We start from the raw sequence: 12,950 nt of genomic DNA on the forward strand, positions 1-12,950 counted from the left end.
ACATTTCAAAAGTTGCTGATTCAGGACACTACCACTTCACCGTTAACCAGAACCATTTCCACGCGAGATTTAAGATCCAGTAGTGAACCGCTGGCGACAATAATATCAGCATCTTTACCGGGAGCAATACTACCTACCCGATGGGCAACTCCCAATATCTGCGCCGGATACAGGGTTATAGCTTTGAGCGCTTCCTCTTCCGCCATCCCTTCTTTTACCGCCAAAGCAGCACATAAAGGAAGATACTGGACAGGGATTACCGGGTGATCGGTCATGAGGGCAACTTTTACTCCTGCTTTACTTAAAAGGGCAGGTGTCCGAAAAGTCCTTTCCTTTAATTCCACTTTGGAACGGCTGGTTAAAGTGGGCCCTACTATAACCGGCACATTATAACGGGCCAGTTCTTCGACCACCTTGTGTCCCTCGGTACAGTGTACCAATATCAAATCCAATTGAAACTCTCCGGCGATACGCAACGCTGTCATTATATCATCGGCCCGGTGAACATGGGCCTGCAGGGGAATCTCTTTTCGTAATACCTGAACCAAGGGCTCCAATCTTAGGTCTCTTTCCCCTTCTTCCCGGGAGAGTTTCTTTAAATAATTTTGAGCCTTAACCAACTGTTCGCGTAGCAGGGCGGTAATGGCCATCCGGGTAGCAGGTTGTTTTTTCTGCTGTTCTCCATGGACCCGTTTAGGATTTTCTCCAAAAGCAACCTTGAGCCCTGCCGGTTGACGGAGTACCATCTTATCTACCACGGTCCCATGAGTTTTCATCACCAGGGTCTGCCCACCTATTACGTTAGCACTACCGGGCCCCGTCAAGACAGTCGTAATCCCTGCTGCCAGAGCATCCTTAAAACCTTCATCCTCCGGATTAACCGCGTCCAAAGCCCGAAGGTGAGGAGTTACGGGATCCGAAATTTCATTGAGATCATTTCCCTCAATCCGGTAAATTTCCTCCAATATCCCTAAATGACAGTGGGCCTCCACTAGCCCAGGCATAACCACTTTGCCTGTAACGTCCAATACTTCTGCCTCTGGAGGTAAAGGTAGTCTCTCCCCCACGCCGCAAATCTTACCATCCTTTATTAGCACGGTCCCTGGAGAGTACACTGGACCCTCCATGGTCAATACTGTTCCCCCTACAAGAGCCAGCACCATATTTCCTCCCTATAGAAATTGCTATTCGAAATCAGTTATCAAAAAACAATCATAAACAAATATACCGTTAATTCCTGTCAATTTCAATAGAAAAAGGCAATTTATTATTTAAAAATTTAATTTTTGCATTCTTTAACAAAAGTTTCAAATAGAGCTTTGGCCTTTGGGTCACGTTTCCACATACATTCGGGATGCCACTGGACCCCTATAACAAAGCCGAAGGAAGTTGCTTCCAGCGCCTCAACTACTCCGTCGGCCGCGCGGGCACTGACCGTGAATCCGGGGGCCGGACGCCGTATCGCCTGATGATGAAAAGTATTCACTCTCCACGACAATTTACCCATGATAGAATAAAGTTTGGTATCGGGAATAATGGAGACGTGATGGGTGGGGTGCCAGGGGGGAGCCTCTTGTTGGTGTTTTATTGTTACCGAAAGTTGGGAATATATATCCTGGTAAATATCTCCTCCGGCAGCTATATTCAACACCTGCATTCCCCGACAGATGGCTAGTAGCGGCTTTCCAGTCGTCAACCATTTCTGCACCAAATTGATCTCCCAGTAATCTCTTTCCGGATCAATTTTGCCGCAACCCGGCAAAGGCTCTTCTCCAAAAAACGTCGGGTCAACATCCCCGCCACCGGACAAAATTAATCCATCCAAACGTTCGCAGTAATTCTTGATCAATTCTTTTGTGGTAACTGCGGGAAGAATGAACGGCAGGCCCCCACATGCTTCTATTACCCGGCAGTAATTAACCCGCAGGTAATACCTGTTTTCTTGGAGGTCGTGGCTGCAGGTAATTCCTATCAGAGGCGGCATGAAAAATCTACCTTCTTTCATTATCAGTTCTATAAAGAGTTTACAGTTCGACAAAACAAAAAATGCCTGCGCTTGGAGCAGGCATATCATAATTCTACTAGTCCTAAACTAATTTCAATCGCCCGGTTAACTTTTTCCATTTCTTCTTCGCCCAGAGTAGCCACCTTTTGCTTGAGGCGGCTCTTATCAATGGTACGTATCTGCTCAGCGAGAATCACAGAATCTTTTTCCAGCCCGCTTTTTTCCGGTGGCAATTCCACGTGAGTAGGTAATTTTGCCTTGCTAATCTGGGAGGTAATAGCTATCACAATCGTGGTAGGGCTGTACTGGTTGCCAATATCGTTCTGTATAACCAAAACAGGGCGGGTGCCTCCTTGTTCCGACCCTACTACCGGATTCAATTCTGCATAAAAAATATCTCCCCGTCTCACATACATCTCATTTGCACTCCGCTAATTTTTGATCGTAATAATCTTGCACCTCATTTTCTACATCATAGTTTTCCATAGCTAAGGCCAAATTAATCCGGGCCATCTCTTGATATCCTTTTTTCATCTGCTCCCGGAGGGCGCGACGTTTTCGTTCCATAATGTAAAGTTTCATCGCCTCCCGAATAAATTCACTGCGGTTACGTTTTTCCAGGGAAGCCATCCCGTCTACTTCCTCAAGTAAGCTTTCCGGCAGACTGATCATGATACGCTTTACTCCTGCCACAACGGCACCTCCTAAAGCACCTTACCAGTATAGACTGAAAGCTATACTCTATTATATCTATTCTTAACCAGCAATGCAACTAAAAGCTAACATTCCCCACTGGAAACCACTGGCAATTTCAGTTTTTCCTCCTGGAGCGAAAATAAACGCGGGGAACCCTGGAGCTAACCATACATACCACCTCATAAGCAATCGTCCCGAGTTGACCGGCAACTTCTTCTACCGGCAACTTTTCCCTTCCTTCCCGGCCGAAAAGCACCACCTCATCCCCCACCCTGACATCAGAAACTTCGGTTACATCTATCATTGTTTGGTCCATGCAAACCCTGCCCACTATCGGTACCTTTTTCCCTTTCACCAGTACCTTCCCCCGGTTGGAAAGCGCCCGGGAGTACCCGTCGGCATAGCCCAGCGGAAGCGTTGCTATAACCCTTTCTTCTTTTGCTACATAAGTCCGCCCGTAACTTATACTGGTACCGGGCCTAACGCGTTTGAGGAATGCAATCTGAGTTTTAAAAGTCATGGCTGGAATTAAATTGATTCTATCTTTACAAACATCGGGAGAGGGATAAATTCCGTAGAGAGATATACCCGGTCTTACCAAATCAAGGTGGGTTTCAGGCAAATCAATTATGGCGGCACTGTTGGCAGCATGCTTTAAGGGTATTTCTAGCCCCTGCGCTTTTAGTTCCTCCACCACCCATTGAAATTGCTCAAATTGGTAGCGGGTAAAAGTTTTATCCTTCTCGTCAGCGGTGGCAAAATGGGTGAATATCCCCTCGATCTCCAAATTCGGAAGCCTGGATATGCGGAGGATAGTTTTCACCGTCTGGTCATCGGCCGGGAAACCGAGCCGGCCCATACCTGTGTCAATCTTAACATGAACCCTTGCTTTTTTACCGAGTTCCCCCGCCACCCGGGATAACGTCCATGCCTGTTCGTAGGAAAATATAGTCTGGGCAATATTGGCCCTAACTACCGCTTCCAACTGGTGAGAGGGAGTAAAACCTAGAATCAGAATGGGCACGGCAAAACCTTCCTGTCTCAATTCCAGGGCCTCCTGCAGCAGGGCAACACCCAGCCGGTCTGCACCGTTGGCCAGTAATGTACGGCTAACCTCTACCGCTCCATGGCCATAAGCATTGGCTTTAACTACAGCCATAATTTGCGCCTGGGGTCGAGTAATTCTCCTTATTTCCCTGATGTTATGAGCTATCGCCCCGAGATCTATTTCTGCCCAGACCGGCCGTGACCACACCTGCCAATCACCTCTCCATTCCTTTTAGCACTTCCGGCAACCGGTCAATAATGTCGCCGGCAACCAAGCCCATCCGACCTTTTTCTTGAACCGCCTCATCACCGGCTTTACCGTGAATGAAAGTTCCTACTACAGCCGCTTCCAAAACTTGCATTCCCTGAGCTATCAACCCAGATATGACGCCGGTTAAGACATCTCCACTTCCCCCCGTTGCCATTCCCACATTACCGGAAGGATTGATGAATATCTCTCCTGACGGAGAAGCTACGACCGTTTTAGCTCCCTTAAGAACCACTACTACTCCCCATTCTTCCGCCGCCTTACGGGCCACGTGCACACGGTTATCCTGTACTTCATCAACAGCCATTCCCGTAAGCCGAGCCATTTCTCCCGGGTGGGGAGTAATTACTAAAGGCACTTTGGCTTCTTTCAATATATCCACCTTACCCGCCAATGCATTCAACCCGTCAGCATCAATAACCGCCGGTACGCTTAATCGGAGTATTAATTGCCGGACCATATTGACGGGTGCAAAATCAGTACTCATCCCCGGCCCAACGGCTACCACCGACACCTTCTCCAAAAAGGCCTCAATTTGTGGTAAAGCTTCCACACTGATAACCTTACCTTCCGTTTCAGCCAGCGGTTTGCTCATAACTTCGGTTAACTTTTCTTCAATTACCGGATTAAGCGAGCGGGGAACGCCGACCGTGACCAGACCGGCTCCGCTCCTTAAAGCAGCTTCACCGGCCAGAACGACGGCACCGGTCATACCCGGAGAACCACCTATCACAAATACATGGCCAAAGTCTCCTTTATGTCCCCAGGGTTTTCGCCGGGGCAGCAGAGACCGGCACCATTCTTCAGTAATTAAATTATGCTTTAAGGGCTGCCCTTCAATCAAAGAATTGGGAATAGAAATATCGGCCACAATCAGTTCGCCTACATATTGTGCTCCCGGTTCCAAAATCAAACCCAACTTAGGTAAAGCAAACGTAACTGTATAACGTGCCTGGATACACGGCCCCAAGACTTTTCCGGTATCTGCTTCCAATCCGGAAGGAAGATCTACCGCTACTACTGGTTTACCCCGTTCGTTTATTAACTGGATGACCCGCGCCGGCAATCCCATCGCCGCCCCTTTGAAACCGGTACCGAAAATAGCATCTACTACCAGATCCGTGTACAGCAAAACTATATCAACTCTTTGTAAATGTCTTTCTTCCGTAATGCAATATATTCTCGCCTTCATCTTTTGTAGAATCTGTAGGTTAGCGGCAGCATCTCCTTTGAGATCTTCAGTTCGGGCCAGCATAAAAACCTGCACTTCGGCTCCTGCGTTCATCAAATGGCGGGCCACTACCAAGCCGTCTCCTCCGTTGTTCCCCTTCCCGGCAAAGATGGCTATTCTTTTGCCCCGCACTTTTCCCTGAAAATGACGGGAAATGACCTCCACTACCCTTAAACCGGCATTTTCCATCAGTACGATGCTGGGTACATGGTAGGCCGACGAAGCCAGTTGGTCAAGCCTCTTCATTTCCTCCGCGGTTACCAGTTTCACCTTCCGCTTCCCCCTTCAGCTACCGCACAGGCCGATGCATAATCGCGACAATGGGATAAACTTATCCATATCTCAGTAATTCCTTGCCGCCGGGCCAAATCCCTGGCTTTTCCGTATAATCTTACCCGAGGCCTTCCATATTCTTCCCTACTTATTTCTATCTCCCTCCAGCCGATTTTACCTACTCCGACTCCCAGAGCCTTCATTACTGCCTCTTTGGCCGCAAACCTAGCTGCCATAGCTGCGTAAGGCTGGGCTCTGGACGTACAGTATGCCCATTCAGCATCCGTATACAACCTTTCCCTAAACTTCTCCTCCCACCGCCTGCAAGCTCTTTCTATTCTAGCAATCTCCACTATATCAATACCTATTCCCCTTATCATGAAACCAGCTTCACCCCCGCCTGCCGTTCCCTACGGCTAAATTCCATCCCCTAAGGACTTTTCCTTTTTTTCCGCGGATTATTCCTCTTATACCTTCGGTACTAAAACCAAAAACCCTTCCATAAAAATTAACTAATAAACGGACGGTGAAACTAGTCGAATACCTTAATCATGCTTTTCGCCATGATTTTTCCTCCGTTAACCGAAAAATTCTTACCAGAGTCTTGACTACCGGCTATAATGACATTGCAAAGAGGGTGATATTATTATTACATATTAAGTTGTCTGAAAATTTAGAAGTATATTAACTTTCTGAAGTTCGTCCGTCAACTTCAAAAATTTAAACACACAAGGGATGTGCGAAATTATAAAAGATGTACCGTATTAACAAAAAGATAAGGAGGTGGTATTATCGCTGGTAAATAGTATGAATATTTAGAACCGTGTTGCTTTATGAAAGTTGTCCACGAGCGGTAGTCAAAGGTGTAAGGAATTATCTTAAATAAGATTATGAGGAGGTATGGGTATGGAACAAGAACGGCGCCAAGCTTACTGGCGGAAAAACATCGGTTTGATCCGCAACCTGCTGATCATCTGGGCCCTGGTTTCCTACGTCGCCGCAATTTTTCTCGCCAACCCGTTCTACAATATTCGCTTTTTCGGTATACCTTTATCTTTCTGGTTCGCTCAGCAAGGCTCAATGCTAGTATTTGTTATCTTAATTTTCTATTATAGCTGGCGAATGGATCGGCTTGACGAAGAGTATGACGTTCAGGAGGTCAGATATACCGGAAGCGCGCCAAAGAGTAAGGAGGTGTCGGGATGAGTGTTGAAGCATGGACGCTGATATTGGTCGCCATCACCTTTGGACTGTATCTGTATATAGGCTGGTGGGCCCGAGTGCGGGAGACCGCGGGCTTCTACGTGGCCGAACGCGGAATTCCTCCCATTGCTAACGGAGCAGCCACCGCAGCAGACTGGATGTCCGCCGCTTCGTTTATCTCCATGGCCGGACTGATATCCTTCCTTGGTTATGACGGGACGGTCTACCTAATGGGCTGGACCGGAGGATATGTGCTGCTCGCCCTACTCCTTGCCCCTTACCTGCGTAAGTACGGTAAATACACGGTGCCGGACTTCATCGGCGACCGGTACTACTCCAAGTGGGCCCGCGCCGTTGCGGCGATAGCCACCATCTTCATTTCCCTTACTTACGTAGCCGGGCAGATGCGGGGTGTAGGAATCGTTTTCAGTCGCTACCTCCAGGTGGATCTCGCCATCGGGGTACTTATCGGTATGGCTGTCGTATCCTTCTTCGCCGTATTAGGTGGAATGAAGGGAATTACCTGGACCCAGGTGGCCCAATATACCGTTCTGATTATTGCTTATCTGATCCCTGGTGTTGCAATTGCTGCTAAACTCACCGGTATCCCCATTCCCCAGCTCGCCCTGACCTTTACCGACATCGCCCAGCGGCTGAGCGACATCCAGGTTGAACTGGGGATGGGAGAATACCTGGCACCCTTCCAGAAATTTTCGGCCATTAACGTTTTCGCCATTACCTTTGCTTTGATGGTAGGTACCGCGGGTCTGCCTCACGTAATCATCCGTTTTTACACCGTTCCCAACGTCCGTTCGGCCCGTTGGTCCGCCGGGTGGGCACTGTTGTTCATCGCCCTGCTCTACACCACCGCTCCGGCGATCGGTGTTTTCGCCAAGTATAACCTGATCCAGAGCCTCAATGACCAGCCTCTGGAGCAGGTAAGGCAAATTAACTGGGTATCCAAGTGGGAGCAGACTGGACTGCTCAAGTTAGAAGATAAAAACGGTGACGGAAAGTTACAGTTTACCGGTAACCCAGAAACCAATGAGGTTACCATCGACCGTGATATTATTGTTCTCTCTACGCCCGAAGTAGCTCAACTTGCACCCTTTGTAATTGCTCTGGTGGCCGCAGGTGGTCTAGCAGCAGCCCTCTCTACAGCGGCAGGACTACTGCTCGCCATGTCCAGCGCGGTATCCCACGATCTATATTACCGGATCTTCCGGCCAGACGCCAGCGAAGCCCAACGTCTTCTGGTAGGACGCGCCATGGTCTTCCTCGCCATCTTGGTCGCCGGTTACTTCGGCGTCAACCCGCCGGGATTTGTGGGCGAGGTGGTGGCCTTCGCCTTCGGATTAGCTGCGGCCAGCCTCTTCCCGGCCATTCTACTGGGCATCTTCGACCAGCGGATGAACCGGGAGGGAGCTATCGCAGGAATTCTCACCGGCCTCATCTTTACCGCCGTGATGATTGTATTGATGCGCTCGACCAAGCTGCTGGGAACCGAAGCACCTATCTTAGAGAGCTTCTTGGGGATCAATGCCCAAGGTATCGGAACGGTCGGGATGATTCTCAACTTCATAGTAGCCTATATAGTTTCCCGGGCTACTCCACCTCCGCCCCAGGAGATCCAGGATCTAGTCCAGGATATCCGTATCCCCAAAGGAGTGGGGCAGGCGAGCGCCCATCACTAAACGCCCATGTAGTTTCAAGGGCAACACCGGTCGGTAAGGGTATAGTCCCTGCCGGTTTGACGGAGGCACCGGGCGCAACCTGACCTGCGCAACACCTGCCCTAGGGTCGACAGCTCTACAAGGGCCCTGGGGCTTTCCCTATTATATACAAATTTATTCTTCACCAAAAAATGGTTAAAGTTATTCCCATAGGATACAATTTTTTTCAAGAGAGGAGTGTAGAAATGCCGGTATGGACTCTACTGCTAGCAGGCGTTACTCTAGCTCTATACTTCCTCCTGCCTGACCTGGGGTTAAGATCTTTGCGTACAGTCCTGGGATTTTCTCTCTTCCTACAAGTCTTTTATCTCACCGGTCATTATCTGGCCAACTGGCCCTTTCCTACTCCCCTGGTTTTCCTTCAGATCATCGTCGTTGTCGGGCTTGGAGTAGGGCTGGGAGTACTGTTCTCCCGCTTTTGGCCCCTCCCCCCCAACCCGGGTTTCGAGCGTATAATGCGCACCCTCATCCTGGCCATCCCTGCCTTGGGCCTGGGAATCGGCCTTCAGTTGATCCTGCAGGGAAACCAAGCCACCCAGGCTCTGTATCTTATTTTCGCTCTGGCAGCCTGGCTCGGCTCAGGGCGCATCGTACGCGAGACATGAAATGCACTTTGTAGCGGCCTCCTCGCCAGCCTAACCATCATCATAGTTTCGCTTTTAGCTGAAATGCCTGAGGTTGAAGAAATGCTGAGCATCCTCCCGCCCAAAAGGTCGCTCTCCGGAGCGACCTCTTAACCCTTTTAACCGTTAACCCCCCAAAAAGCATATATTAATAGCAAATAATAACCATTCACCCAAAAACAGGCTTTTAAAATCATCTTGTTCTAAGTACCTTGTGGCAGGAATATCTATGCTATTGTCGAAATATTATTAATATTCGCCGATATAACGGAGGGGGTGAAGTAAGTCGTGTTGCTGAAAATTTTAAGTCTCGCCGGAGCAGTAAGCGGAGTTCAATTGTTGATCATCGTTAAACTGTTGGACATTGAAGCCTGGCAAATAATCGCCGCCTTGTTCACAACCAACGTTGTTACTTTAGCTGTTTTCCGCAAGTGGCTGGCATTTTCTCCTCAGTCCACCAGTGACGAACCAAAAGGGGATTCGGAAAAGGAAATGCCTCCCGTTGATCCCACCGTACAGATTGCCCATGAGACTCTACCCTACTTGCGTAGAGGCCTTAACGAAACTACAGCCCGCAAGACGGCGGAAATTATTCAAAAAATTGCCGAAGTTCCCGCTGTAGCGGTTACGGACCGGGAGAAAGTTCTGGCCTACCTAGGAGTCGGTTGCGAAAAACACCAGCCGGGAGACAGAATTCTGACGGAAGCTACCAAAGAAGTCATAGCTACCGGTCAGTATAAGGTAGTTCAAACTACCAAACAACTGAACTGCCCTATGACTAACTGCGACTGTCCTCTGGCTGCAGCGGTCATTGTACCGTTAAAATGTCGCGACGAGGTGGTGGGAACGTTAAAGCTATATCAAACCACCGAAGGGCAACTTCCCCCTCATGTTATTCGCCTGGCGATCGGTATTGCCCAACTTCTCAGTATGCAGATTGAACTGGCTGAACTGGACCGACAGACTCAGTTGCTTACTTTGGCTAAACTCGATGCCTTACATGCCCAAATTAACCCTCATTTCTTCTTTAACGTTCTGAATACTATCATTATGTACAGTCGTACTAATCCTACACGAGCCAGAAGACTTTTGATTCGATTAGCTGACTTTTTCCGCCAGACTCTGAAGCGTCATGGCCATTTAATAACCCTCCGGGAAGAGTTGGAATGTGTCAATACTTATCTGGTGCTGGAGAAAGCCCGTTTCGGCGATAAGCTGCGTATTGTAAAAGATGTGGACAAAAATTTGCTGGATTACAAAGTTCCGGTTTTCAGCCTTCAGCCTCTGGTAGAAAATGCGGTTAAGCATGGAATTACCCCGAAAGAAGGTACCGGAACGGTAAAAATTTCGGCTCGAGTAGAAAACAATGAGCTTGTAATGAGTGTAGCCGATGACGGTGTAGGAATACCGGCAGACAAATTAAACCTGGTTTTGCAACCGGGGTATGGTTCAGGAAACGGTGTGGGACTGAGCAATGTTCACCAGCGGTTACAGAGCTTGTACGGAGAGGAATACGGTTTGCAGATAGTAAGTTGTGCGGGTGAAGGTACAGTTATTTATCTCAGGATTCCCCTGGATGTTCAGATAGATACGGAAGAGAGAGCCGGTCAAGGAGGCCTGCCTTATTATGAAGTTGAAAGCGCTAATCGTTGACGACGAATATCCGGCCCGTAAAGAACTGCGATATATGCTGGATCAGTTTGATAATGTGGAGGTAGTGGGAGAAGCTACTAACGCCCGAGAAGCTTTAAAATTAATTAAAGCTATGGACTATTCCATATTATTTTTGGATATTGAAATGCCCGGTATGAACGGCCTCGAACTGAGTGCGGCCATCCAGGAAAGTACCCAGCGGCCGTATATTATATTTACTACCGCCTATGAGGAATACGCCGTTAAAGCTTTCGAAGTTAATGCAGTGGATTATCTACTGAAACCTTTTGACGAAAAACGCCTCGCCCAGGCTATCAACAAAGTCATTCAACTAGTAGAAAAAAACCAGGCCAAAGGCAACCGACAACTCCAGTCTCAACAATCTAAAATTAATGGAACTACGGTGCGTATTGATCGTATTCCTGTAGAAAAAGAGGGTAAAACCGTATTGGTAGCGGAGGATGAAATCATTTTCGCCTATACGGAAAACGACAACGTCTATATTAAGACCCGTGATGAATGCATGCTCACCCGTTTCACCTTAAAAGACCTGGAGACACGTCTTGACGACAAGAACTTCTTCCGCACTCATCGCTGTTACATTGTCAACCTGACCAAGGTTAAGGAAATAATTCCGCTTTTTAACGGCACCTACATTTTGATTGTAGACGATGATACTAGAAGCGAAGTCCCGGTCAGCCGTAATCAAGCCAAGAAATTGAAGAAAATTTTGGGGATGTGAAAAGCGGGCAGGGGAATTTCCTACCCGCTTAAATTTAGACTAACATCTTAGCCAATCAATATCTTATCTTCCGGGTATCTTATGCTGGTCTTTTTCCTTCTTTGGGCAATGGCGAAGGCCAAAGTCAGCGGCCCTACCCTGCCGACAAACATAGTAATTATGATAATCAAACGCCCTAAGAGAGTGAGCCGGGGAGTTAGACCCATGGATAACCCTACGGTACCAAAGGCAGAAGTCGTTTCAAACAAAGTGGTTAGAAAATCTGCCTTTTCGGTAATTAGCAACAACAAAGTCATGACCATTATGAGACAAAACGCCACAAAAGTTACAGCAACTGCTTTATTTATAAGGCCCCGGGGAATTCTTCTCCCGTAAGCAGTTACATCCTCTTGACCGAGTATAGTCGCTCTTACCGCGCTTAAAAGTCCCGCAAAAGTCGAGGTTTTAATACCGCCACCGGTAGATCCAGGAGAGGCACCTATAAACATCAAAACTATAAGCAGAAGCTGGGTTGCCGAAGTAAGATCCGCGATATTGATAGTGTTAAATCCCGCCGTCCGCGGCGTTACCCCCTGAAAAAAGGCCGCCATTATTTTTTCACCCCAGCTTAAATTTTGCAGTGTCTTTGGATTTCCCGCCTCCAGTACCAGAACCCCCAGAAAACCCGCCGCTATCAAAACAGCGGTCATAGTCAACACTATTTTGGAATGCAGAGATAGTTTTCTCCAGTTCCGCTTGGTAAATATGTCTACAATAACCGAAAAGCCAATTCCACCTGTGATAAATAGTCCAGATATCACCAGATTTACTAAAGGATCACCGACAAAGGAAGATAGGCTGCTAAACGGCCCGGTAACACCGCCAAAAATATCAAATCCTGCATTATTAAAAGCGGAAACGGCATGAAAAATACCGTAATATAAAGCTTTTTTCCACCCCAGTAATTCCAACCAACGGGCGGCAAGAATTAAAGCGGCCAACCCTTGGATGGAGAAAGTAATCAATACAATATGTTTAACCAGGCGGACAACCCCGTCAAAAGAAATCTTGTTAAGAGCTTCCTGCAATAAAAGTCTTTCCCGCAGGCCTATCTTCTTTCCCAACAAAATGGCAAACAGCGTGGCAAAGGTCATAAAACCCAAACCGCCGACTTCAATAAGTATCAATATAATTACTTGCCCGAAAGTAGACCAGTAAGTCCCGGTATCCACTACCACCAAGCCGGTCACACATACTGCCGACGTTGCCGTGAACAGGGCGTCGATAAAATTAGTACGCGTCCCATCTGCACTGGAAATAGGAAGACTCAACAAGATGGTCCCCACCAAAATAACTCCCAGAAACCCTAAGACCAGCACCTGGGGCGGACCAAGTTGTTTACCGACATTCGCCACTTTCTACGCTCCTCTGTGTCAAAAATGTCTTGGCTGTCGTTCATTTATTTTATCACAATCATTGAGGGAGAACCAATATTTT

General features: G+C 47.9%; 13 protein-coding genes. 5 read left to right on the top strand and 8 right to left on the bottom strand.

Translation table 11 applies throughout. The annotated features are described in order from the left end of the window. Positions 1-20: 20 nt before the first annotated feature. The 7 genes from KKC1_RS07455 to KKC1_RS07485 form a co-directional block, all read right to left on the bottom strand. Positions 21-1,160, bottom strand: coding sequence for an amidohydrolase (locus tag KKC1_RS07455; RefSeq protein ID WP_088553843.1), 1,140 nt, complete (start codon positions 1,158-1,160; stop codon positions 21-23). A 119-nt stretch (positions 1,161-1,279) separates the two neighbouring features. Further along, entirely contained in the window at positions 1,280-1,984 is a 705-nt protein-coding gene (locus KKC1_RS07460; protein ID WP_088553882.1) for a gamma-glutamyl-gamma-aminobutyrate hydrolase family protein, read from the bottom strand. Between the two features lie 86 nt (positions 1,985-2,070). Beyond that, a complete protein-coding gene (locus KKC1_RS07465) occupies positions 2,071-2,421 on the bottom strand; it encodes a type II toxin-antitoxin system PemK/MazF family toxin (protein ID WP_088553844.1) in 351 nt (116 codons plus the stop codon). Position 2,422: 1 nt separating this feature from the next. Continuing rightward, positions 2,423-2,698 (bottom strand): CopG family ribbon-helix-helix protein, encoded by a 276-nt coding sequence (locus tag KKC1_RS07470; RefSeq protein WP_088553845.1) that lies wholly within the window; start codon positions 2,696-2,698, stop codon positions 2,423-2,425. Positions 2,699-2,816: 118 nt separating this feature from the next. Further along, positions 2,817-3,956, bottom strand: coding sequence for an alanine racemase (gene alr, locus KKC1_RS07475; protein WP_088553846.1), 1,140 nt, complete (start codon positions 3,954-3,956; stop codon positions 2,817-2,819). A 7-nt stretch (positions 3,957-3,963) separates the two neighbouring features. Next, a complete protein-coding gene (locus tag KKC1_RS07480; RefSeq protein WP_088553847.1) occupies positions 3,964-5,517 on the bottom strand; it encodes an NAD(P)H-hydrate dehydratase in 1,554 nt (517 codons plus the stop codon). Next, on the bottom strand, positions 5,514-5,900 hold the full coding sequence (locus tag KKC1_RS07485; RefSeq protein ID WP_088553848.1) for a holo-ACP synthase: 387 nt from the start codon (positions 5,898-5,900) through the stop codon (positions 5,514-5,516). The genes KKC1_RS07480 and KKC1_RS07485 overlap by 4 nt, the downstream gene beginning before the upstream one ends. Positions 5,901-6,426: 526 nt before the next feature. Between KKC1_RS07485 and KKC1_RS07490 the strand changes: the two genes are divergently transcribed. The 5 genes from KKC1_RS07490 to KKC1_RS07510 all read left to right on the top strand — a co-directional run bounded on the left by KKC1_RS07490 (position 6,427) and on the right by KKC1_RS07510 (position 11,474). Then, entirely contained in the window at positions 6,427-6,726 is a 300-nt protein-coding gene (locus KKC1_RS07490) for a DUF4212 domain-containing protein (RefSeq protein ID WP_088553849.1), read from the top strand. After that, a complete protein-coding gene (locus KKC1_RS07495; protein ID WP_088553850.1) occupies positions 6,723-8,417 on the top strand; it encodes a sodium:solute symporter family protein in 1,695 nt (564 codons plus the stop codon). Before KKC1_RS07490 ends, KKC1_RS07495 begins: the two co-directional genes overlap by 4 nt. Positions 8,418-8,641: 224 nt before the next feature. Next, positions 8,642-9,061, top strand: coding sequence for a hypothetical protein (locus KKC1_RS07500; protein WP_192868133.1), 420 nt, complete (start codon positions 8,642-8,644; stop codon positions 9,059-9,061). Between the two features lie 312 nt (positions 9,062-9,373). Continuing rightward, positions 9,374-10,732, top strand: coding sequence for a histidine kinase (locus KKC1_RS07505; RefSeq protein ID WP_428844933.1), 1,359 nt, complete (start codon positions 9,374-9,376; stop codon positions 10,730-10,732). Next, positions 10,707-11,474, top strand: a complete 768-nt coding sequence (locus tag KKC1_RS07510; RefSeq protein ID WP_088553851.1) for a LytR/AlgR family response regulator transcription factor — start codon at positions 10,707-10,709, stop codon at positions 11,472-11,474. Before KKC1_RS07505 ends, KKC1_RS07510 begins: the two co-directional genes overlap by 26 nt. Positions 11,475-11,521: 47 nt before the next feature. On the opposite strand, the gene KKC1_RS07515 is transcribed toward KKC1_RS07510, so the two are convergent. After that, positions 11,522-12,868: a TrkH family potassium uptake protein gene (locus KKC1_RS07515; protein ID WP_088553852.1), complete on the bottom strand. Its 1,347-nt coding sequence runs from the start codon at positions 12,866-12,868 to the stop codon at positions 11,522-11,524. Positions 12,869-12,950: the final 82 nt, after the last annotated feature.

Origin of the sequence: Calderihabitans maritimus (assembly GCF_002207765.1) — a bacterium.
In the GTDB taxonomy this organism is placed as follows: Bacteria; Bacillota; KKC1; order Calderihabitantales; family Calderihabitantaceae; genus Calderihabitans; species Calderihabitans maritimus.

Coding starts and splice junctions, on each gene's coding strand:
- KKC1_RS07460 (WP_088553882.1), bottom strand. CDS start 1,984: ATGCCGCCTCTGATAGGAATTACCTGCAGCCACGACCTCCAAGAAAAC.
- KKC1_RS07465 (WP_088553844.1), bottom strand. CDS start 2,421: ATGTATGTGAGACGGGGAGATATTTTTTATGCAGAATTGAATCCGGTA.
- KKC1_RS07485 (WP_088553848.1), bottom strand. CDS start 5,900: ATGATAAGGGGAATAGGTATTGATATAGTGGAGATTGCTAGAATAGAA.
- KKC1_RS07490 (WP_088553849.1), top strand. CDS start 6,427: ATGGAACAAGAACGGCGCCAAGCTTACTGGCGGAAAAACATCGGTTTG.
- KKC1_RS07495 (WP_088553850.1), top strand. CDS start 6,723: ATGAGTGTTGAAGCATGGACGCTGATATTGGTCGCCATCACCTTTGGA.
- KKC1_RS07500 (WP_192868133.1), top strand. CDS start 8,642: ATGCCGGTATGGACTCTACTGCTAGCAGGCGTTACTCTAGCTCTATAC.
- KKC1_RS07510 (WP_088553851.1), top strand. CDS start 10,707: ATGAAGTTGAAAGCGCTAATCGTTGACGACGAATATCCGGCCCGTAAA.